At 59.4% G+C, this 22,213-nt stretch carries 14 protein-coding genes; 4 read left to right on the forward strand and 10 right to left on the reverse strand.

The genetic code is table 11. The features are described from left to right. Window positions 1–355: 355 nt before the first annotated feature. Entirely contained in the window at window positions 356–1,660 is a 1,305-nt protein-coding gene (locus MESAU_RS28470; RefSeq protein WP_013533481.1) for a lysine N(6)-hydroxylase/L-ornithine N(5)-oxygenase family protein, read from the reverse strand. 2,480 nt (window positions 1,661–4,140) lie between these two features. Between MESAU_RS28470 and MESAU_RS28475 the strand changes: the two genes are divergently transcribed. Next, a complete protein-coding gene (locus tag MESAU_RS28475) occupies window positions 4,141–6,108 on the forward strand; it encodes an acyltransferase family protein (protein WP_013533482.1) in 1,968 nt (655 codons plus the stop codon). A 515-nt stretch (window positions 6,109–6,623) separates the two neighbouring features. Here the strand turns inward: MESAU_RS28475 and MESAU_RS28480 are convergent. The 9 genes from MESAU_RS28480 to nifH form a co-directional block, all read right to left on the reverse strand. Continuing rightward, window positions 6,624–7,316 (reverse strand): universal stress protein, encoded by a 693-nt coding sequence (locus tag MESAU_RS28480; protein ID WP_245262922.1) that lies wholly within the window; start codon window positions 7,314–7,316, stop codon window positions 6,624–6,626. Between the two features lie 292 nt (window positions 7,317–7,608). Further along, window positions 7,609–8,427 (reverse strand): response regulator transcription factor, encoded by an 819-nt coding sequence (locus MESAU_RS28485; protein ID WP_013533484.1) that lies wholly within the window; start codon window positions 8,425–8,427, stop codon window positions 7,609–7,611. Then, window positions 8,420–8,899: a NifX-associated nitrogen fixation protein gene (locus tag MESAU_RS28490; RefSeq protein WP_013533485.1), complete on the reverse strand. Its 480-nt coding sequence runs from the start codon at window positions 8,897–8,899 to the stop codon at window positions 8,420–8,422. Before MESAU_RS28490 ends, MESAU_RS28485 begins: the two co-directional genes overlap by 8 nt. A gap of 14 nt (window positions 8,900–8,913) precedes the next feature. Further along, complete coding sequence (gene nifX / locus MESAU_RS28495) at window positions 8,914–9,405, reverse strand: nitrogen fixation protein NifX (RefSeq protein WP_013897120.1); 492 nt, start codon at window positions 9,403–9,405, stop codon at window positions 8,914–8,916. After that, window positions 9,371–10,753 carry a nitrogenase iron-molybdenum cofactor biosynthesis protein NifN gene (gene nifN, locus MESAU_RS28500; RefSeq protein WP_013533487.1) on the reverse strand — a complete coding sequence of 461 codons (1,383 nt, stop codon included), beginning with the start codon at window positions 10,751–10,753 and terminating at the stop codon, window positions 9,371–9,373. The genes nifX and nifN overlap by 35 nt, the downstream gene beginning before the upstream one ends. Continuing rightward, a complete protein-coding gene (nifE, locus tag MESAU_RS28505) occupies window positions 10,750–12,249 on the reverse strand; it encodes a nitrogenase iron-molybdenum cofactor biosynthesis protein NifE (protein ID WP_013533488.1) in 1,500 nt (499 codons plus the stop codon). Before nifE ends, nifN begins: the two co-directional genes overlap by 4 nt. A 62-nt stretch (window positions 12,250–12,311) precedes the next feature. Next, window positions 12,312–13,853, reverse strand: coding sequence for a nitrogenase molybdenum-iron protein subunit beta (nifK, locus tag MESAU_RS28510; protein ID WP_013533489.1), 1,542 nt, complete (start codon window positions 13,851–13,853; stop codon window positions 12,312–12,314). 134 nt (window positions 13,854–13,987) lie between these two features. Next, entirely contained in the window at window positions 13,988–15,490 is a 1,503-nt protein-coding gene (gene nifD, locus MESAU_RS28515) for a nitrogenase molybdenum-iron protein alpha chain (protein WP_013533490.1), read from the reverse strand. A 91-nt stretch (window positions 15,491–15,581) separates the two neighbouring features. Beyond that, window positions 15,582–16,475: a nitrogenase iron protein gene (gene nifH, locus MESAU_RS28520; protein ID WP_013533491.1), complete on the reverse strand. Its 894-nt coding sequence runs from the start codon at window positions 16,473–16,475 to the stop codon at window positions 15,582–15,584. 578 nt (window positions 16,476–17,053) lie between these two features. On the opposite strand from nifH, the gene MESAU_RS28525 reads away from it, so the two are divergent. From MESAU_RS28525 to rpoN, 3 genes are all read left to right on the forward strand, one after another. Further along, window positions 17,054–18,274 carry an MFS transporter gene (locus MESAU_RS28525; RefSeq protein WP_013533492.1) on the forward strand — a complete coding sequence of 407 codons (1,221 nt, stop codon included), beginning with the start codon at window positions 17,054–17,056 and terminating at the stop codon, window positions 18,272–18,274. A 1,878-nt stretch (window positions 18,275–20,152) separates the two neighbouring features. Continuing rightward, the gene (locus MESAU_RS28535) at window positions 20,153–20,686 is read left to right on the forward strand and encodes a peroxiredoxin (RefSeq protein WP_013533494.1); all 534 of its coding nucleotides are present in this window, start codon (window positions 20,153–20,155) and stop codon (window positions 20,684–20,686) included. A 169-nt stretch (window positions 20,687–20,855) separates the two neighbouring features. After that, a complete protein-coding gene (rpoN, locus tag MESAU_RS28540) occupies window positions 20,856–22,202 on the forward strand; it encodes an RNA polymerase factor sigma-54 (RefSeq protein WP_013533495.1) in 1,347 nt (448 codons plus the stop codon). Window positions 22,203–22,213: the final 11 nt, after the last annotated feature.

Consider the following 22,213-nt stretch of genomic DNA (forward strand, 5'->3'; position numbering starts at 1 on the left):
ATTTCTGCCGGCCGTAAGTTTTTGGACACCGCAACCACTCCTGCGTAAGAAACCGAACAGCTTGGCTCTCTTCTGCGGTCAGATGGCCTCGGCTTCTCCAGCAGCAGCACTTCGGCGCCGTTCGAAAGGGCGGGGTTAGGTCCGCGACTGGCTCCCGCGTGCAACGACTGAGTGCCGCCCGGTTACGTTGAGCTTTTCTCCTAAAGCCGTTGTCGATGAGGCCCAGCGTCGAGTGCGAGCTGACAGCGCGAATGCTGTTTCGCAGGGACCCGGACGCCGCATCCACCCCGCCCTTCGCTGCAGCGAAGGCGGACAGCATTCCTCGGCCCCCCCGCCGATGATCAGTAGCCGTAGGTCATATCCCGCTGCCCATTTCTTCCGCGACGAGGTGGGGCCAGTTGTCGACGGGGGCAGGTCTGATGAAGCCGGCCTGCTCGCGGTTCGCCTGCGGCACGCGTCCCAGGAGGCTGTCGAGGATGCGACGCGCTCGCCAGGCCAGCAGGCCTAGATTTGGATCAGCCAGCCCGCGCTGCCCGAGGGTCGCGTTCTGTACGAAGATGCGCCTTTCAGGCGGTCCGTCCCAGCACACGGAAAAATCTTCGCGGATAGCCAATTCGTTGTCGCTCTTTTCCAGCCGGCCCGCCATCGGCTCCAAGAAGTCTGGCAACGCGTTCTCGTAACCGGTGGCCAGGATGACGATGTCGGCCGTGACTTCTTCGACCTCACTCCTGCCGCGGCGCAGGCTCAGCCTGTGACCCGCGCCGGCGTTGACGCAGTACGAGACGGTGTAGCCCGGCCGCAGTGTGATTTCGCAGTGGCTTGGCTCCAAAAACGCGTGCCGGTATTGCGCTTGATAAATCGCGCGCAACGTCCCTTCCGAAATGCAGTCGGAAGCAAGCACGAAACGCCTCAGGTACAGTTTGCGCTGCGACTCGCTCATTGCCGCCAAGCGATCCGAAGAGCACGCTATGAACAACTCGTTTGTAAACGGGCTGTTGTCGATGGGCTGATAGTTTTCGCACTCCGAGACCCAAGTGATCGATCGAGGCCGCCGCTCTTTTGGCAGGCCGACAAGGTGTAAAAGCACCTCGGCTCCCAACTGGCCTCCACCAACCACGCAAACGTCCTTTTTCCAAACCTCAGGATGGATGCGCGGTAAATCCGATAAGTGGAACAGGTTGCGTCCGGTCCAGCCCCGAAACTGAGACGGAATCCGCGGCTGCTTGCCGGTGCCGATCACCAGGTCTCTGGCGCCACGAACTGCGTCGTCCGTCCACACCCGAAATTCGCCCTCGAAGCGGATTTCGCGCACAGTCTCGCCGCCGCAGACAAGCGGGTTCCGGTGGAAGGCCCAGTTCAGGTATTGCTCAAACTCAGCTCTGAGCACGGCCTCGAACTGTGCATTCAGGAAGTGGAATAGACGCCCGTTCTCGTATAGGTAGTTTACGAAAGTGTAGGCTGATCGCGGGTTCACCAGCGTGACCAGATCCTTGAGGTGGTTGACCTGGAGTTCCGGCGAATCCAATGCGCTGCCGGGGTGCCAGCGGAAGTCGAGCTGCCGATCCAAGAACAGTGCCCCTCGACCGATCTGCTCGTGTATCTGACACGCAAGGCTGAGATTAGACGGTCCAGCACCCACTCCAATGCAAGAGAGCTCCACTTGTCCTGCTCCTATAAGTGTTTCCCAAACAGGCGATGCTCGCGGCGAACATCGGCCTGGTCATTCGGCTTCCGCACTACGCGGCCATTCTCGACCCCGGTGCGGCTGGATTCGCTAGCGTTTGTCCCGGCGTTCGTGTGGTCGGCTGTGTGAGGCCCAGGGATCCAGCCAACGGATGAGATCGACACTCATGTCGGTGACGTGGGGGCCGTGCGCGGGATCGACGTTTCCACCCCGCTTCGATGATAGCGTCTCGCTCAGCGGATGCTTACCGACCTTATTCGGCGTATGAATCGGGCGCAGTCGCTCGCCTCCAAGGTGATGCGCCCACTTCTGACCGGTTGTGGATCAGCCGAAGCGCGGTCCCAGTGCGGCAACAGCATTCTTCAGTGACCCTGACCCTAGGAGGACATCCTTCTGATGTGTTCAGAAGATTCCCCGCATCGAACGTGCCAGAAGGAAAATTGATCAAAACAACTGGCAGCAGGTTTGTGATCGTGTCGGCTATCCGACGTTGAGGAGGGAAACCTTGCACCGGCGGCAGATTTGTCCCGGTGCTCTTACCGGTAAGCTAGCAGGGTAGCTCCGATCCCGAAAAATGCGCTTGGGTGGGCTAGCTTGTTCGCTTAGCCTGATCATGGCAGGACGTGCGCTGATGTGTTCGGAATGTTCCCTCAATCGACGTGCCAGGATGAAACGTTGATGGAACCAACTGACAGCGGGTTTGTGATCGTGTCGAGTATCCGACGTTGAACGGCAGGCCTTGAAGGTTTGCACTTCGTCGCCCTTCGGAACAGCACCAGCTTGACCAACTCTAGCGTTTTTTTCAGATGGGCGCCGTCCGGGGAATCCGGTAATGTCACATGTGTCAGGCGACGTGGATCTCTCCCATGATCCGATAGGCATAGCATTCTTACGGCGCATGACGCTCCCATTAGCACTCGAATAAGGTGCGCGCGGCAGCTTCTTCGCGCGCCAGCACAAGCTCGCTTCATCGAGGTCAATGCCGATGACGTGGGCCATTAGTCCGACCGCTGCGCTCGAGCTTACATCTCCGCCGGCGCAGCCGCCGTCGATTACGGTGGAAGCCGACAGCGGCTCGAAGCTATCAGCAGCGATTGCGTTGAAGACGCCAGCACGCGCCAAATCGCGGCAAGGAGCGCGCGGCCACCAGGTCGGGACGTTGTTCCTGGCCAGACAATCCTCGTCGCGCGGTTGGTTCAGTAAGGTATCGTCATCGAGATAACGTCTGCAGCTTTTTCATGCATCTCATACGCCGAGACCGCTTTGCACCCTCGGGTCCAACCCACGATCCGGCTTCGGGCGACATCCATTGCGCCGTTAAGTCCGGAGCGAAGCGGACGGCATACCGTTTGAGATAGCTCACCTTCGCCGAAAATCCCTTCGGAGTGTTGAGAAGCTCGCACGGCATCGGATTTAGAGGAATGTAGATCGTCTGCCGGTCGCGCCGAACGGGTCCGCCGGTCGCGAGCACAAATGATCAGGCTCGTGACGCTGCAGGATGGCTCCAGGAAGCGAGCGACTAAATTGAGGATGTACCCTAGGCATCAGAAGGAGGACGCCGCTCCACCTTCCGCCTTGCGCATGACCTGGAGAGATTTCCGGTGGGCGTCGCCTCCCGATCGACGCTTTTTCATGTTCGCTACTCTCCGTAAAATAGATTGTTTCGATGGAGCCCATCTACGATGTGAATTCGGGCGCCTCGCATGCGATCAAGATCCGAACCCCAGAGCTCCATACCGATGCCTGCGCAACTCGCCTGCAAGCTCGACGCCCGATCTACTTATGAGAAACCGTACGATCGGCGATGCCGATCATCCCAATCGGAACCGCCCCACGTGGCACGGGCGAGCTAGTCGATTGTCGAGGAGGAGAGCAGATCGGGCTTGAGAGATGACTGGCCTGCTTCGCAGCTGCGGTAGGTGGCCAATTCGGCAGCGTGCTGTTTCTGACCGGCCGTCCAGCCGCGCTTATAGGTTTCGTCTGTTCAACGGACGCGCGGCAATCGCCGATCGACATCACGGGCGCGGTGAAGGTGGATACTGCGCACATGCGCTAGGTGGGCACAAGGACCGCGGAAGAGATGAGCAAGGCCACATCAATTCAAGTCAAGCTGACGCAAGGCAGCAGGCGATCGATCCGACTGATGATCTCAAGCTCATGTGCGCTGGAGTGGCGATCTTTGCCTTGGCGCCCCGTACCATCGGCGCACCACTGCGCACACTGACAAGCCGGAGTGGCCGGTGACCGGACGGGTTCGCCTCTAGTGAAAAGCCGTCTTTCACTTTAATCGAGCGTGATTGTGCGTTGCGCGATTTGTGTCCGGTCTGGTTCGGTTCTTAGTCGCACGCGATGGGCCGCATTCATACCGTAGATGCACTTCATCGAAACTATCGATTTTACGATGCGTAACGACCATGAAAAACGCTGCTCGGAACCTTCTGAGGACGATCAGCTGCATGAAGTACCGAGCGGATATCAGCGGTCTGCGGGCCGTCGCCGTTGTTCCGGTTGTCCTATATCACGCTGGTTTTTCAGCGGTCAGCGGCGGGTTCGTTGGGGTCGACATCTTCTTTGTGGTCTCCGGCTTCCTCATCACCTCCGACATCATCGAGCGCACCGACAGGGGCGAATTCTCGCTGCTGGACTTCTATCACCGCCGTGTCCGACGGATTTTTCCTGCCCTGTTCGCGATGCTGGCCTCATGTTTTGCGATGGGGTGGTTTGTGCTGCCGCCAGGAGAGTTCATCGGCTTCGGCAACAGCGCCATCGCCGCTGCGATTTCCGCCAGCAACTTCTTTTTTTACGTCAACACCAACTATTTCACTGAAGCCGCGACCTCGCTCCCGCTCCTGCATACATGGTCCCTGGCCGTCGAGGAGCAGTTTTATTTGCTGTGGCCTTTGGCAGTCGTGCTCATGATGCGATGGCTGAGACCATGGGCGTCAATGATCGTCGCGGCGCTGGGCATCATCTCCATCACCGCAGCTCAGCACTGGCTCCAGAGCGATCCGGCCTTTGTATTCTACATGCTTCCGACGCGCGCCTGGGAACTGCTCGCGGGCGGGCTGATCGCGCTGCCTGTGGCTAAGGCAATGAAGCCAAACCAAACGATTGCGGAACTCCTCGCTGCCTCGGGTCTGACGCTCATCACCGCTTCCATCTTCCTGCTCAATCAGGATACGCCATTTCCCGGCCTATACGCGCTTGCTCCCTGCATTGGAGCGGCGCTTATCATCGCCGCCGGCTTTCACCGCGACACGATGGTCTCGAGAGGGCTGTCGATCAAGCCTGCCGCCTTCGTCGGGCTCACATCCTACTCGCTTTACCTCTGGCACTGGCCGTTGCTGGTCTTTGCAGGCATCTATCGGAATCGAGAATTGTTCGTCTCTGAACGTGTCGCCGTCCTGACGGCCGCTGTGCTCGCGTCAGCACTCTCCTGGCGCTTTGTCGAGCGCCCGTTTCGCCGGAGGGCCACAGGCTGGAAGTGGATGGTACCGACCGCCGGCGCAACGGCTGCGGTGTGCTGTCTGTCCCTGGTGATCATCAACAGCTCCGGTTTCCCCAGTCGGGGGCCTGATGGCGGCCCGTCTGTTCAAGCGCTTAGAGCGGAAAGGGCCAAGTTCGAATCCTCTTCCTGCCTCCGGCGTGGCGGGCTCATTCCCAAGACGGGCGAATGCCTCCTTGGCTCCGGCAATGTCGCTCCGAGGATCGTTTTGTGGGGCGATTCTCAGGCTGCCCATCTTGCCTCTGCTTTAGACGAGGCCGCCCGGACGACAGGCGTGCGCGTCAGACAGATCACAAAGGCGGGGTGCGCTCCTTTTCCCGACATGACGATGCTTCCCGCCAGTCCCTTGAGAGCGGATTGCCCGGCCTTCAATGCGTCCGCTCTCCAATCGGTTCTTGCCGATGGCAACGTCACACTCGTGATCCTGGCAGGCCGCTGGAACACCTACTCGGGGCGTGGAGGCAGCTTCCTTTCGAAGGATGGAAGCTGGCCTTCGCAGGAGGCTTCCAAAGCGAACTTCACGTCTGCCATTAAAGAGACCGCGGCCGCACTGGCGACCCGTGGCATCAAGACCGCAGTGGTTGGACCAGCCCCAGAACCGCCCACTGATGTGCTGACTTGCCTCATCCGTGCGGACTTCATGAATGGCGATGCGCCGTGCTCCACCATGCGGGCCGAGAGGTCTTGGCAGAACAATCAAATCCTCGCGGATCTGCTGCCACGAAGCGTACAATTCGTCCCCATAGTCCCAGCTTTGTGTGGGCAGGATAAGTGCCCGCTGAAATCAGGTGAAGACATCTACTACCTTGATGCGATCCATCTTTCGCGCGAGAGCCAGCATATGCTTGCCCCTATTTTCGCCAAGCTCATCTCTTCGTCAGCCATGAATTCGGCTAAGGCAGGCTTTCCGGGGCAGTGAGGATCGCACACTGCTTCCGTCCGGCGCCAGCTAAAGGTCATCACGAGCTGCGGCGAAGCCCTACCTTAAGCTGCCTGAGGGCACTCGTCTTGAGTTCTATGAAGCTGCAATTGCCCTCGACATGGGGCAGCCGGGAACAATGGCAGCCTGTGGTCCGGCGCTGCAAAGACCATTGCCTTGAGCGAACGGCTGTGCTGGCCGGAGCATAGGTCCTAACCCGTGCACCAAGCTAACGACTGTCTTTCTCAACTGAATTAAGCCAAGCTACCATTCTCGACTTAGGCCAACCTGCCGCGGCCGTGCTTCGATAGCGTCGAGCAGCGCCGCTGCACGGCCTTTGGAGCCGTCTCGGGCGAGAGTTCGACAAGCAACTCAAGACCGGAGCATATGATCGGTCAGGCCTCGTGCACTGCCTTCGAGGAGCGTCGCGCCGCCGCGATCTTTTTCCCGATATCTGAATAGTTCACCCAAGTGGACTAGAGCTTCGAGCGGCATCGGTGCAACTGCCGAGCCGGTCAGCGCGCCAAGAACAGCGGCAATGTCGGCTTGTCAACAATCCATTTCGTTACGCCGCCGAAGAGCCGCTCACGCAGGCGACGGCTGCCATAAGCGCCCATGACTATCATGTCGGCAGATGTATCGATTGCGTGCTGCGCAAGCACCTTGGCCGCCGATTTGCCAGCACTTGGCAACAGGTCAACCGACACCCGAGCACCGTGGCGCGTGAGATAGGCAGCAATATCGGCTCCAGGTTTCGCGCCGTACCCTTTGTGGTTCGCCTTCGGACCCACCAGGACAACACGAACTTCCTCAGCAGCGCATAGGAGACCCAGCGCTTCCCGAACGGCACGGGATGCCTCGAGTCGCGAATCCCAACCGACCAGGACGCGCCTTGGCCACAGCGTCGCCTCAGCGCGCTTGGGCACAATAAGTACCGGTTTTCCCGTATCAAGTAAGCTGCCGTTGATGACGACAGGTCCGACAATACTGTCGTTGAGAAGTGCGGGGCCGACAATTGTCAGGTCGGCGCAGAGTACCCGCTGTCGCACCACCTCCCCCACGCCAGTCAAATTACAATAATCCGTATCGACATCATAGGAGAGGCACATGGCCCTCAGCAGTTCCTGGATCTTCTCGGAGCGTCTTTCCAGTCTGGGCACGTCCAGTGTAAATCTCTCTTGCCGAAACTGATTGTTCAATGTGGCCATTGCCTGTCCACGCCCCGTGGGCCACTCGGGGATACCATCTCTGATCGGCCGATATGACAAAACGAGCATCAGAGCCGGTATTATCCGTACGGAAAGATGCGCACCGACTTCAGCACACAAGCCGGCAGCAGTTTCGACGTCATGATCGGAATGGTCTGCGTCCGTCACACAGAGTACGCTTTTAAAACCCATTTGCCTGCTTCTTCCTGAGTATTTCGTTTAGTCTAGGGGGCAGGCCGCAACACCGACTCACAGCGCGAGGGAAAGGGAGTGGCACTACACCTCAACTGATTCAGCCGTCCGGCGTCTGGAGCGAGTAGCCGGCCGACCTCACAGTGAGAATGCCGCCGCCGGGCCAAGCCTTCTTGAGGGCTGTTCTGATCCGGCTGACATGGACATCGACGGTGCGTGGTTCGACATGGATGTTTTTCTCCCAAGCCGCGCCGATAAGCTCCTTCCGGCTGAAGACCTTGCCGGGAGCTTCCATCATAAGCAGCAGCACGTTGAACTCGATGACTCCGAGGTGAATATCGTGGCCATTGCCGCGAATCCGGCGGGCATCCACCTTCATCTCGAGGTCACCAAAGGTGAGCCAGCCGCCGTTTTCAACACCATTTGCGCCCCGCTTCGGCAGTGCCAGCCTCGCCCGTAGAAAGTCGAGCAGGTTGGCCGGAACGATCGGCCGCACAAATCTCTCGTCAATGCGAGCCTTCAGGAGATCGAGGTGCTGTTCCTCGGCACCCGGCGCGATCAGGGCAATAACGGTAAGGTCGGCGGTCCGGGGCTCCCCCTTGAGCCGGGCGCAGATTGGGGCCCCGGTTATGCTCGCCGGACCGCAGTCCAGCACTACGGCCTGGAATTCGCGTTCGTCGGCCAATGCAAGCACTTCTTTGGCGCTCCTTACCGGCTCAGTGGCGAAGCCGTCCACCTCCAGTATGTGGCTGAGCAACAGATAAAGCTCGGCATCTTGCGAACAGATCAGGACGAGTGGCTTCATCGGTGTTACTTCAGGAGCTTGATCCGCCTGGACGGCGTCGGCTGCGACGGCTGGCCACCGCGGCTGCTGAAGATTGTCATGGCCCCTGGGCTCGAAACCTGCTTCATCACGCACGCGCCACCTCGGGATAGGTTTCGATGGCTGCGATTGCGTCGCTGACCAGCTTCGTGCCGGCCCCGGCGAGCTTCCGCAACGTCTCGAAGCCGAACCGGTGGACGTCGCGCAGCGTCTTCGACAGAGCGACCAGCCGCCCAGTCGTGAAAAGCACGCGCCCAAAGCCTTCACGGCTCAGCTCCATGATCGGCGATGCCATCAGGCCGCAGCGCTCCTCGATCGCAAGCCCAATGGCGGTATAAAACATATCTAGCCTCCACAGGACGTCCGGGTCGGGATCGCCTATGATGGGGATCCCACGGCGCTGTTCCTTGGTGATGATGAAGGCGGCCAGCAGTTCGCGGTCCGCTTTGCCTTCCCACGCGCCGTAAGAGTCCTGAGCACGTATTAGCCGCACGAGGCATTTGAGAAACGGGCTGGCAAGCGCCACCTCATCCTCATCGACAGCAAGGCTAAGGGCAGGGTCGAACATTTCGCCTCCTCATTTCAGTCCTCGTCTTCAAAGGACGGCTTCTGTACGCCTGCCTCAGCCAGGACCTTGCGCAGCCAAGGTGGAGGGCAGGTCCTGAGCATCAGCTGCGTGCGAACCAGCACCTCTTGGATGCTCTGAGTATGCCGCACCTTGATCGGATGGATTTTTGCCGAAACAAGCTTGGCTGCCGAAGGTCCACCGATCGCCAGGCAAAACAGGAGGTGGCAGCCCTTCAGCGCTTTTATCTTCGGTGTGATGCGGTCATCCCTCTCGGAGTGATGTTTCCCACTTTCGTCAGAGACGTCGTCGAACTCGATGACTTCCACAAGCTCCCACTCCTCGCGCGTCATATCGTAGATGACAAAGCGCTTGGCCGACCCGAAATGGGCGTTGAGTTGCTTGACGTCCTGGGTAGCGATTGCCACCCGCAAAGCGCCTACTTGTCGTTCACGCATCGGACGGTGAACCTCGTCAGTGACGAGTGAGAAGCGACGCATCGGGCTCACCTGGCGTTTGGCGGTTGCGGAATGGATCGAGCTCATCAGGCGTCGGCGCACGCCGGTCGGCTTGGAACAGGTTGGCAACCTCGAAGACCAGATCACGGGTCCCTTGATAGAGGATCGAGAGCCTGTGCTGGCTGCCAAGCCGGTCGAAGACGGGGAAGCCGATGCGCATAAGCGGAATGCCAAGGCGTTTCGAGGCCTGGCGTCCATGTGAATGGGTGACCAGAAGATCAGCGCCGCTTGCAAGTGATTCCAGATCGCCGAGATCGCCGACCTGAATCGACTCCGCCGGTACCTTTTCCAGAATTTTCGACATATCGGTCGTCGTGACGGCCGCCGTGATTGCGGAGCCCATGTCGACGAAGAACGCTCCGAATTGATAGAGTTGGTCTGGTTCAGCAGCGATCGCAATTTTCTTGCCTCCGAAGTGGAAATGTCCGTCGAGCAACGCATCTTGCAGTTGCGCCCGCCGACGGCGGACGCTTGCCGGCACAGGCTGGCCAGAAATAGCCGACAGCAGCGAAACGAACTGATCGGCGCCCTTCAATCCGGTCAGCGACTGAAACAGCACGTAAGGCACGCCGGTCGCCTTGTAGAGAACCTCGGCCGGGCGGCGCATATGCTCGCCGATCGCGATGCAGTGCCCGGCCGTGCCGAGCTCGCGGATATCCTCGATGCTCGTTCCGCCATAGGTGGTGGGGACCCAGTGGTCTGGCACGGTACCGTCGAGCGAGCCTGAAAGGTCTGGCAAGATCACCGATTGCAGGCCAAAGCTTTCGACGATCTCGCGCAAATGCTCGAGGTCAGCCACGGTGAGGTTCCAGCCGGGCAAGATTGCAAGTTTTTTGGACTGGCGCGCCCGTTCGCCAGGTCGCGTAACAGCTTCGATCATCGCGGTTACAGCGTTGGCCCAGCCCTCTTCGAGGGCGCCGGTGAAATCAGGCGTGTTGGCCAGGACGATTTCCGTGCCGGCGAGGTCTTTCGCCCGTTTCAGCCTGATGTCGGCGACGCCGCCTGCGCAATCTTCGCCTCGGGTTTCCACCAGGGCCGTCGTGCAGACCCCAATCAGCTTTGGCGTCGTGCGGCTCTTGAGGTTGAGGATGGCCTCTTCCAGATTGTCCGACCCGCCGAGGATGGTTGTTATTTCATCCATCGCGGTCGTCTGTAGGGGAATCGTTTCCTTGAAATGCCGCACGAACAGCACGAGGGCGAAGCTGGTGCAGCCTTGGGCGCCGTGGAACAGCGGCACTGCGCCGTCAATGCCGAGAAACGCCAAGGCGGCACCAAGCGGCTGTGACGATTTCAGTGGATTGACCGAGGCTGATTTGGTTTGGGGAAGGATGCGGGTCATAGGATTTCCTCGACAGCCGAAATCGTCCGCGTGGTGGCAGCGAAATTCTGGACAGCGCGCGTCGTCGCCGTGTCATTGTTGGCGCTGGGCAATTGGTGCTTCCCATCGGGCTGGCAATCCCACGGGGGTCGCTCGCGCACCTGGCGCCAGATCGGGTTGTGAATGGCGAGGTCGATCTGGCGTACGAGTTCCACCATGCCGTCATAACCGGCGTAAGGGTGCTGGCGCTCCTGATTGATGTCGAGCCAGGGCGTCTTGGCCTTCAGCGCGACGAATTGCGTGCGCCCGCCAGACAGCATGATATCGGCCTTGCCTCCAGAGAGGATGGCGTAAAGGTCGCGCGCTGACATCTGCTCGAACATATGGTTGTCGTCCTTGAGCATCTGTTGGATGCGCACCTTGTCTTCGGGCGTGGATTTCTTGACCGAGGTGCCCACGATCTCCATGCCGATCTCCATCAGCGCATGGACGACCGACCAGGACTTCACACCGCCTGTGTTGAGCAGCACGCGCTTGCCTTGGAGCCGCGGCCGGTAGGCCTCAAGCTTCTTCCATGCAACCGCCTCCTGCTCGGCAATCAGCGTCTCTGCGCGGTCCAGGATCTCCGGATCGGCACCTTTCCTCACCAGCAGCTTGGCAATTCTGCGAAGTGCCTCCGAAGTGTCCGAGATCCCGTAGAAGGAGCCTTCGAAGAAGGGGATTCCCCAGCGCTCCTCCATCTTGCGGGCTAGAGTGATGAGGGCCGTCGAGCACACCACCATGGCCGCCCGGGCGCTGTGCCCGGAAGCTACGTCGCGATAGCGCGCGTCGCCCGGAATGCAGGCGCGCACCCGGATCCCGAGCCGATCCAGGAGCGGCTTTACCAGCCAGAATTCGCCGCAAAGGTTGAATTCACCAAGGATGTTGATGTCATACGGGCCGGCGTCGTCGGGTTCCACCGTGCCGATGACATGGTCGAGCAACGCCTCCGCGGCAAGCTTGTTGCCGAGGTTCTTGGAGCCAGCCAAGCCCGGCGCGTTGACGGGAACCACGGCCAGGCCGAACTTTTCGGCGGCGCGTTTGCAGACGGCCTCGATATCGTCGCCGATGAGCGCCGTCACGCAGGTCGAATAGACAAAGACTGCTGCGGGCGCATAGGTCTCCGTGATTTGGCGGATCGCCTTGAAGAGCTTCCGCTCCCCCCGCCCCATCACCACATCGAATTCGGTGAGGTCGGTCGTGAAGCTTGTGCGCCACAAGGTTGGCCCGGACGAAGCTGCACCGCGGTTGTCCCAGGAATTTCCCTCGCAGGCGAGCGGCGCATGCACCAGGTGGGCAACGTCAGTGATCGGCTGCAGGACGATCTTGGCCCCGTCGAAGGCGCAGCCGCCCGCTGCCGCTCCCGGCGTCAGCGGCCGTGCGCAGCCTTCCTTGCGCGCCTTGGCGTCCTTGCCACGGTTCTTGTCGCAGGCGGGCTCGTCGAAAACGTCTTGGATCTTGGCACTGAGCGCGGTCATCGCGTCAGCCCCCAAACCCAATTCGGCGACGAACCGCCTGCGCGAAAAGCTGGCCGTATGTTTCAGCGGGTGAGGTCATAGGAATAGTCCGTCACGCCCGTCTGGCTCGTCTCGCGATCGAGTTTGTCGAAGATCTTGTCGAGGATCGTGGTCAGCACGCGCAATCCGCCTTGATAGCCCATGAGCGCAAAACGATGGTGATGGTGCCGGTCGAAGATCGGAAACGTCAGGCGGATCAGCGGCGTGCCGGTGTCACGCTCCAGATACTTGCCATAGGAATTGCCGATCAGCAGGTCGACCGGCTCGGTGAAGAGCAGCGACCGCATCGCCCACAGGTCCTTGCCGGCCCAGACCTGGGCATCCGCGCCGAAGGGCGAGGCGTCAAGCAGCTCCTGCAACTCGGCTTGCCAGGCCGAGGAGCCGTTGGTGGCCAGGCAATGTGTCGGCTCGCCGCCGGTCTCCATGACGAAGCGGGCCATGGCGTACACGAAGTCCGGGTCGCCGTAGATCGCGTACTTCTTGCCGTGCAGCCAGGATTGGCTGTCGGCCATGGCATCAACCAGTCGGCCGCGCTCCAGTCGGATTGCCTCGGGGATTTCCTTGCCGGAAAGCGCCGACACCTTCATCAGCAATTCGTCGGTCGCCTGGACGCCGAGCGGATAATGGAAGGAAGCCGTGGCCTGCCCAACTTGCCCGCAATAGTCGAGCGTTTTTCGGGTGTTGTAGTGCTGGAGCGAAAGCGTTGCCTCGGCGTCGAGTGCCCCCTTCACCTCTTCGATCTTCGTGCCGCCGTCATACATGCGGTATTCCCCGTCCGATGGCGTGTCGAACTGGTCAGAGGCGTCCTGGATGAAGGTGTAGGACACACCCATCATATCGAGCAGGCGTTTGAGTTCCCGGTTGTTGCCGACGCAGAAGCCGTCGAAGCCCGGAATGACGTTGATGGTTCCCTTGGCCTCCGTGCGCTCCTGGCCTTTCCAGAAGTGCTCTAGAATGCCCTTCAGCATGCCGTCATAGCCGTCGATATGGCTGCCGACGAAGGCCGGCGTGTGGGCGAAGGGCACGTCAAAGTCGCTCGGCACCGACTTTTCGTCTTTGGCGTTCTCGATGAAGCTGTGCAGGTCGTCGCCTATGACCTCGGCCATACAAGTCGTCGACACTGCGATCATCTTGGGGTCGTAAAGCTGGTATGTGTTGGCGAGCCCGTCGACCAGGTTCTTCAGGCCCCCGAACACTGCCGCGTCCTCCGTCATCGAGGAGGAAACTGCCGAAGCAGGCTCCTTGAAATGGCGCGATAGATGAGAGCGGTAGTAGGCCACGCAGCCCTGGCTACCGTGGACGAAGGACATGGTCCGCTCGAAGCCTGCGGCCGCGAACACCGCGCCGAGCGGCTGGCAGGCCTTGGCGGGATTAATCACAAGCGCTTGTCGGGCGAGGTTCTTTTCGCGGTACGCCCAGGTCTTGGTGAATTCACCCTGATCGGCAACGATCTGATCCGGGTGCGGACATTCGAAATTCAGCTTCTTCTCGGCGAGCATCTGCCTGTATTCCGGCTCGCGGAACAGCGGAGCGTGGTCGAGAATCTTTTCGGCCGACTGCGGCATTGGTATTACCTCTTTTCCATCTGGCCGCGCCATACGGCAGCTCAGGTACGTCGAGACGTTTGCGGTTTCCCGAGGCTCACAAGCCGCGGGGGTTCATCGTCTCTCTGGGGGAGACTAGGCCTTGGACAGGGCGTCTATTCGGCAGCCATCGCCTGCCCGCGGGACGGGCCTTGTTTCCAAGGTGCCTGGTAGAGGTCCCAGACCGGATTGTTGATCGCAAGATCCACGTCGCGCGCGAAAATGGCGAAGCCGTCATAGCCATGATAAGGTCCCGAATAGTCCCAGGAGTGCATTTGACGGAACGGGATACCCATCTTCTGCACGGGGTATTTTTCCTTGATGCCAGAGCCAACCAGGTTGGGGCGAACTCCCTCGATGAACTTCTCCAACTCATAGCCGGTAACGTCGTCATAGATCAGGGTGCCATTCTTTGCGTAATGGCCCGTGCGTTGATAGTCATCGTTGTGAGCGAACTCGTAGCCGGTGCCAACGATGACCATGCCGAGGTCTTCGTAAGCTGTGATGACGTGGCGGGGGCGCAGGCCGCCGACGTAGAGCATGACGGTATTGCCTTCGAGGCGCGGCCGGTACTTTGAGATGACGGCGTCGACAAGCGGTCTGTACTTGGCGATGACCTTCTCGACTTTCTCCTCGATTTCGGAGCCGAAATGCTTGGCTATTTTACGCAGGGAGGTCTCGATCTGGGACGGTCCGAAGAAATTGTACTCCATCCAGGCGACGCCATACTTTTCCTCCATATGCCGGCAGATGTAGTTCATCGACCGGTAGCAGTGGATGAGATTGAGCTTGGCCTTCGGGGCGCGCTCGATCTCGGCCAGTGTCGCGTCACCGGACCAGTTGCCGACCACGCGCAATCCTATCTCCTCAAGCAGGATGCGCGAGGCCCACGCGTCGCCGCCAATATTGTAGTCGCCGATCACGTTGACGTCGTAAGCACCGGCCTCGAAATCGACGTCCTTCTTGTCGAAGACCCAGTCGCGGATGGAGTCATTGGCGATATGGTGGCCGAGTGATTGCGAGACGCCGCGGAAGCCCTCGCAGCGCACCGGCACGATAGTCTTTTCGTACTCCTTGGCCTTCTTGCGAGAAACTGCCTCGGTGTCATCGCCAATGAGACCGATCGGGCATTCGGATTGCACCGTGATGCCGTTATTCAGCGGAAACAGTAGCTCGATCTCATCGATGATCTGTTCCAGTTTCTTGTCACCGCCGAAGACAATGTCTTTCTCCTGGAAATCGGATGTGAACTGCATTGTCCCGAACGTGTCGATGCCCGTTGTTCCGACGTAGTAGTTGCGGCGCTGTGACCAGGAATATTGGCCGCAACCGACGGGGCCGTGCGAGATATGGACCATATCCTTGACCGGACCCCAGACCACGCCCTTTGAACCGGCATAGGCGCAGCCGCGTATGGTCATCACTCCCGGAATGGACTTGATGTTCGATTTGACGTCGCATTCGGAAAGGATCTCGCTTTCCCCGCCGGCCTGGTCCCCGCTCTTTGCGACGCTGAGATGCTTTTTGCGGCGCTTCGCCGCTTTGTCCGGATATTGCGATAGCACCTCCTCAATAAGCTTCGCATGGAGAGCACCATCATTCTCGTATTCCAGGCTCATGGGACCCCTTTCAAGGTGTCTGGTGACGCCTCACCGACGAGGCGCCGTTCTTTGCAAGGCGTGCCACCTCAAGGAGGGCGCCCAATATCGGTTACTGGGCTGCCGCCTTTGCCGCTTCCTTGGCCTGGAGCTCGGCAAGCATCTGCTCGTCGGTTTTCATGATGCCGAAATCGAGCAGCATGTCCTCGAGCTCCTCCATGGTAATCGGGGTCGGGATGGTACCCTGGCCAGAATTCGCATGTATCTTCTCAGCCAGCGCGCGGTATTCTCCGGCCTGCTTGGAGTCGGGCGCATATTGGATCACTGACATCTTTCTGAGCTCGGCGTGCTGGACGATGTTGTCGCGCGGCACGAAGTGGATGAGCTTGGAGTTGAGCCTGGAAGCCAGTGCTTCGGCCAGGTCAAGCTCACGGTCGGTCTGACGCTCGTTACAGATCAGTCCGCCGAGCCGAACACCGCCCGAATGTGCATATTTCAGGATGCCCTTGGCGATATTATTGGCGGCATAGAGCGCCATCATCTCCCCGGACATGACGATATAGATTTCCTGCGCCTTGCCCTCGCGGATCGGCATCGCGAAACCGCCGCAAACCACGTCCCCGAGCACGTCGTAGGAGACATAGTCGACATCGTCGTAGGCGCCGTTCTCCTCAAGGAAATTGATTGAGGTGATGACGCCGCGGCCGGCGCAGCCCACACCCGGCTCCGGGCCGCCGGACTCCACGCACTTGATGCCTCTGTAGCCTACCTTAAGCACGTCCTGAAGCTCGAGGTCTTCCACCGAACCTTCCTGTGCCGCGAGATGCAGGACAGTATCCTGAGCCTTCGAGTTCAGGATCAGGCGGGTGGAATCCGCTTTGGGGTCGCAGCCGACGATGAGGATTCGCTGCCCGAGGTCGACGAGGGCGGCGAGCGTATTTTGGGAGGTGGTGGACTTGCCGATGCCGCCCTTGCCGTAAAAGGCGATCTGACGCAGACCTGACATTAATAGGTTTCCTTCCTTGGTTTTATCCGTCGCGGCTGCCCGGGACACAAATGCCGATGGGCAGCTCTTGCCGCCTCACAACGAGGTCTCAAGATTCGTGCCAACTTTTCCGAAGGACAGCCAAAGCGGGATTTTTCCTTTTGGCTCAAGCTAGTTAGCTTGTGCGCTAACAAGTGCTCGCTGGCAGATAGATTATTGTTGGAACGAGCCGTGTAGCGGACCCGACAATGCCCGACACAAAACGTCAGGTTCGAGCCACCGGAAATGGTCCTTTGAGTCAGAGCCGGTTTTTGGCTGCTTAAAGGCGGCGGTCATAGCGACCGGCTCGCGTCGTCCCGTCACGGAACATCAGACGTCCGTGCTCGGAACTGCTGGCGCGCATGGCTGGTTCGAGACGGAAGCCGTGGTCGGCATAGAACAGCCTGATGAGACGTCTGCCGACGATGACACCCCCGTCGGGCACGGAGAACCGGCACCGAAATTGCACGCCCTACTATCACAAGATGTCGGGCAGCGATGGCGCGCTTTTGCCTTTAGTTCGGATCATCGCAGCCAACCCATGTTGGGCGAGAATGTTCATGACCGAATCGGCGACGGGTCTTATCGAAACTGTTCTGCACGGCCCAGAAACGCCGGATCGACTATCTCCTCCCGCATGGGGTGCGGTCATTTCGCTTGCTTTGGGCACCTTCGGGCTGGTGGCGGCAGAGTGTCTGCCAGCCAGCGTGCTGACGCTGATAGCGCACGATCTCGGTATCTCAGTGGATGCGGTTGGATATGCGATCACAGCGACGGGCATTGCTGCGGCGATCTCAGCGCCGACGATGGCCATTATTACAAAGCGCCTGGACCGCAGGACCGTCCTGTGGGCAATGATGCTGCTTCAGATCCTGTCCAACCTCCTGGTGGCAGTCGGGTCGTCGCTGCCGGTTTTGCTGGCAGCACGCGTTATGCTCGGCATTGCGCTCGGAGGCTTCTGGTCGATTTCGGCATCGCTGGCGATACGGCTCGTTCCAAATCATCTTCTGCCGCGCGCCATGTCAATCATCCTCGCCGGCGTTTCGGTCGCTCTCGTATGCGTGCCTGCATTCGGCGCCGTCGTCGGCGGCAGCTTGGGATGGCGAGTGGCCTTCACGCTCACCGCAGTGCTTAATGCTGTTACGCTGCTGGTGCTGCTTTTAACGATGCCGACGCTGCCTCCGGTTGAAATGGCTGGATTCCGCAGTCTGCTGGATGCGGCCAAAGATCCGACCATCAAGGTCGCACTTTTGGTCGTACTGCTGGTCGCTTCTGGGCACTTCACCAGCTTCAGCTATATTCGGGTCTTCCTCGAGACGACTCCCAAGCTCGGTACCAACGGGATCTGGATATTGTTGCTCCTTTCTGGCATAAGCGGCTTCTTCGGCAGTTTTGCCGGAGCATTCCTGGCCAAACACAGTCTCAAGGCAGTCGCGGCCCTGCCATCCTTCCTTATGGCGATAGCCGCTGTCTCGTTGCTGAAGTTTGGAGCATCGACCTATGCCTCGGCGATTGCGGTTTCCGTATGGGGCTTTGCCTTCGGCGCGGTGCCGGTGGGGTTGCAGACTTGGATACTGCTGCGTGCCGTCCCCGAGCAGGCCGAAAGCGCCGCCGTGCTGATGACCTCAACGTTCCAGGTAGCCATCGCAGCCGGCGCGATTTTCGGCGGACTGCTGCTGAATGATCCCGACCACGTCACGGGTGTCTTTGCCTACACCGCAATTGCCACATTGCTCGCGGCACTCACAGTGTTCGTATTCGACCCGAAACACGCAACCTAACCGCCTGGTGGGAGAGAAGCTCGCCGTCGAGGTGGACTCGCACCAGCCGCGCGACGCGGTCTGCCCACGATACTTTTTCGATCCAGGCCTTCGTCTCGCCTAGGACGGCCGCCTAATTCGCGGTACTGCCTCTTCCACGTCGGCTCTTCAACGGGCATGGACCAGCGCCGGTGCCTTGCCGGCCTGCACCGAGACTACAGCGAGCGATCAGCGCTCGGCCCGGGCGGACTTGGTCAGGTTGCGCAGCCCATCTTCGCCGACATCGATGTCCTGATATTGCAAGGGTGTCAGCGCAACGACGGTCTCACCTCTCGAATGACTATGTCCGACAACTTCATGGCAACGAACTCGTCCCGCTGGTGGACGCCGACGAGCTTGGGAGATAAGGGCGCAATCTGCTCTTCAATGAGCGTTTGAACGTCGGGCACAAATGGGCAGCAAACTTTTTCGGCGCGAGCTAGCGAGACCCGTCAAATCATCGGTTTTGAAATGCCGATTTAGTGCCTGTCCAGGCATAGCGACCGATATAGGTCACAGAAATCCTTTCAGTTGAGTTGGAGCGGAAGATCAATGCGCTCCTGCATCAAGCGTCCTTAGGGGCAGCCGAGGCTCTCCTCGAAATTTGCAGACGTCCCACTGACAAGATTGTTGGCTATTTGCGTGCCCGGTTGGCGCTCCGTTGCGTTCTGCCGGTTCCCGCAAACAGCGGACGCTTCTTGGCGACCTTTGGGTCGGCTTTGCGACAATTCTAGTCCAGTTTCCGACACAATAGATTTCGATAGGGACGCTCGGCGAGAGGAACACCAAGCGTGTAAAGATCGTAGCGAAAGCGATCCTTATCGAATCCGGATCGTGGCGCTGCCGGCCTGCGTTCACGTTAGTCGCACGTAAAAACACGCCAGGGCAAACACACTGTGCAATCGCTGTGCCGGCCGATGCGGGGTATTGCCCGGGCTTGCCCTGTCTGGCCCGTCCTTTGCCAGCCGGCGCCGGACGCGTGAATACCCTCTCTACACAGGACTTTTGTTCGGTGTGATGACGTGACGGCTCTGGCGCGCACCTCCGGTTGGCGAAGACGTCGTCTCGAAGCGATAGCGCTGGTGCAGGAGCAGCTTCATTGGAAATGGCATGCCGCTTGCTGCCTTGTGCTTAGAGCCCATCAAACCAGGAAGAAGGTGACTACCATGGCTGACGCCCCAAGCTCCAAACGATGGACAAAGGCGACGGTGGCCGTCCTCGCTGAAGATCGGGACGTCGTCCGGTTCGGAGATCCGTCCTCCGAAGCGGCTTTGCAACTGGGGTTCGATGCCGAGACGCCAGATGATGCTCGCGCATTTGCCACAAATCGGTTTGCATCAGCATGTCAGTGGCCCAGAGGCTTCTCAAAGTTTCGGCGGAGCCCACGTCGGCCGGAAACAGGCAAGTCCAGCCAATACGCTGAACCAGTTCAGCCACGCCGCTCTGCGGCGCGGAGAATCACTTTTGCGACGCATATGCTCATCCCGCTGCTGGTCATGTCCGGTTGCCAGCATTTTGACCCCGGGTATGAGGAGTGGGTGATCCATGCCGGCTCCGGCGCCCTAGTCGCGGCAAGACCAATCGCGGCGCTAGAAGGTGCCCTCATCCCTCATATCGATGGCTTTCGGGTGAGAAAGGTCTGGAGCCGGGCCGTTGCCATGAATCGGGAGCCGCGTCCCCCAATCGCTCACGTCGATGCGGTTCGGGTGAAGAACACCTGGAGCCGGGCCGTTCCCATACACCCGAATGGGGAAAGCATCGGGAGCGCCGTCGGCATCATGCCATGCACGAGACCCGCAGCTCGGTATTGCGCCAGCCCCTGCAAGAATCCAGTGCCACCTCCTTTCAAGGAGAAAATTGATGACCGGTAAAAAGAAGGTTCCCTTCGTCACGTTTCTTACGCGTGTCCGCGATGATTCAGTCCAGGGGCCAAATCCATACCGCTGGGAAAAAAGAACATCCGACGACTACTTTGCCGGCAAACGGGTCATCCTGTTCTCTCTGCCCGGTGCTTTCACACCGACCTGTTCGACCTACCAACTGCCGAATTTCGAAGATCTCTATGCGGAATTCAAGAAGGAGGGAATTGACGCGATCTACTGCCTCTCCGTCAACGATGCCTTTGTCATGAATGCATGGGGGAAGTCCTTGGGGTTGCAGAAAGTCGAGCTGATCCCCGACGGTTCAGGCGAGTTCACTCGCAAAATGGGCATGCTGGTTGCCAAGGACAATCTCGGCTTCGGTATGCGCTCCTGGCGCTACGCGGCTCTGGTCAATAATGGCGTGGTGGAGCAGTGGTTTGAGGAGGAAGGTTTCTCCGACAACTGCGGGACCGACCCCTATGGCGTCTCATCCCCGCAGAACGTCCTTCAAACATTGAAGGACGCTGCATGACCTGGTGCCGAAGATGTGCAGCTGCGTTTGGACGCCACTTGCACAAGGGCAAAGCTCTAAAGCGGCGCGTCCGGGATGGTCATTCAAAGGTGACGCGCATGCGAGGCGTCGACCTGTGAGAGATCGAAACCAGCCGCGGTCAGAGCTTCTTGGACAGGAATAAGTGACCATGAAATCGTCGTTGAGCCTACTTCAGAAACAGTCTCTTGGATTATCGCCTCAACTCATCCAGTCGATTCGCCTGCTTCAAATGAACATTCCCGAACTGAATCAGTTCGTGGCCCAGGAGCTCGAGAGAAATCCCCTTCTGGAGTATGCGAAGAGACGGGATCTGCCCAGGCAAGGGAAATCGAGCACCGCGCCTGGCGATCATCGTGCCTTCGAGGAGTTTGTCGCCTTACCAGAAACGTTGCACGACCATGTCGCTTCTCAGATTTCCTTCACCGCCTTCACGCCGCACGAGCGGCTGATTGCTAATGTGCTTGCGGGACATCTGGATGACACTGGTTGGCTTGGGGCAAGTGCTTCGGAGCTGGCCGGGAAGCTAAACATCCCGCCGGCCGAAGTGGAACGAGTTTTGGGTATCTTGCAGCACCTCGATCCGCCGGGGATTTTCGCACGATCTCTCGGCGAATGTCTTGAGATACAGCTGCGCCAGCGAGACCGGTTCGACCCGGCCATGGCGGCTTTGACTGCCAACCTTGACGTGCTTGCGCGACGCGATTTTCGGACTTTGAAGGTGCGTTGCGGCGTCGACGACGAAGATCTTTTCGACATGCTGCAGGAAATCCGTGCGCTCGACCCCAAGCCCGGAAACGCATTCCACTCGGGCGCGCCGGAATGCATCGTGCCGGATGTCTGGGCCACTCCCTCGCCCGGAGGTGGATGGCAGATCGAGCCTGATCCGAACACGCAGCCCAAGGTTTTGATCAAACACACTTATCTCAAGGAAGTTTCACGCCGAGTCGGCAAAAAATCGAAAGAGATGACATTTCTCAACGAATGCTTACAGAATGCGCTCTGGTTAATCAGCAGCCTCGATCAGCGCGCCAAGACGATCGTCAAAGTTTCGAACGAAATCGTGCGCCAGCAGCATGCCTTTCTGGAATATGGCGTCGCCCACCTACGGCCCCTCAATCTCAAGGCGGTCGCTGACGTGATCAACATGCACGAGTCGACTGTAAGCCGGGTAACGTCGAACAAGTACATGCACACCCCACGTGGAGTGTTCGAGCTCAAGTACTTTTTCACTGTCGCGATCGCTTCTTCCGAAGGCGGTGACGCGCACTCCGCCGAAGCTGTCCGCCATAGGATCAAAGCAATGGTCGCCGAAGAATCGTTTGAGAACGTGCTTTCGGACGATGAAATCGCTGACCGGCTCAAGGAAGACGGTATCGATCTCGCTCGCCGCACGGTCGCAAAATATCGCGAGGCGATGAATGTCCCCTCCTCCATACAACGGCGCCGGGAAAAACGCTTGTGGCACAACGGTAATCAAGGCCTCAGGGCCTCGTGACGAACGCGGCG

The organism is Mesorhizobium australicum WSM2073 (genome assembly GCF_000230995.2).
GTDB classification, from domain to species: Bacteria; Pseudomonadota; Alphaproteobacteria; order Rhizobiales; family Rhizobiaceae; genus Mesorhizobium; species Mesorhizobium australicum.

Excerpts from the sequence above, each read along its gene's own strand:
- MESAU_RS28475 (WP_013533482.1), top strand. The coding sequence starts at position 4,141 with ATGAAGTACCGAGCGGATATCAGCGGTCTGCGGGCCGTCGCCGTTGTT.
- MESAU_RS28480 (WP_245262922.1), bottom strand. The coding sequence starts at position 7,316 with ATGGCCACATTGAACAATCAGTTTCGGCAAGAGAGATTTACACTGGAC.
- MESAU_RS28490 (WP_013533485.1), bottom strand. The coding sequence starts at position 8,899 with ATGTTCGACCCTGCCCTTAGCCTTGCTGTCGATGAGGATGAGGTGGCG.
- nifN (WP_013533487.1), bottom strand. The coding sequence starts at position 10,753 with ATGACCCGCATCCTTCCCCAAACCAAATCAGCCTCGGTCAATCCACTG.
- nifE (WP_013533488.1), bottom strand. The coding sequence starts at position 12,249 with ATGACCGCGCTCAGTGCCAAGATCCAAGACGTTTTCGACGAGCCCGCC.
- nifK (WP_013533489.1), bottom strand. The coding sequence starts at position 13,853 with ATGCCGCAGTCGGCCGAAAAGATTCTCGACCACGCTCCGCTGTTCCGC.
- nifD (WP_013533490.1), bottom strand. The coding sequence starts at position 15,490 with ATGAGCCTGGAATACGAGAATGATGGTGCTCTCCATGCGAAGCTTATT.
- nifH (WP_013533491.1), bottom strand. The coding sequence starts at position 16,475 with ATGTCAGGTCTGCGTCAGATCGCCTTTTACGGCAAGGGCGGCATCGGC.
- MESAU_RS28525 (WP_013533492.1), top strand. The coding sequence starts at position 17,054 with ATGACCGAATCGGCGACGGGTCTTATCGAAACTGTTCTGCACGGCCCA.
- MESAU_RS28535 (WP_013533494.1), top strand. The coding sequence starts at position 20,153 with ATGACCGGTAAAAAGAAGGTTCCCTTCGTCACGTTTCTTACGCGTGTC.
- rpoN (WP_013533495.1), top strand. The coding sequence starts at position 20,856 with ATGAAATCGTCGTTGAGCCTACTTCAGAAACAGTCTCTTGGATTATCG.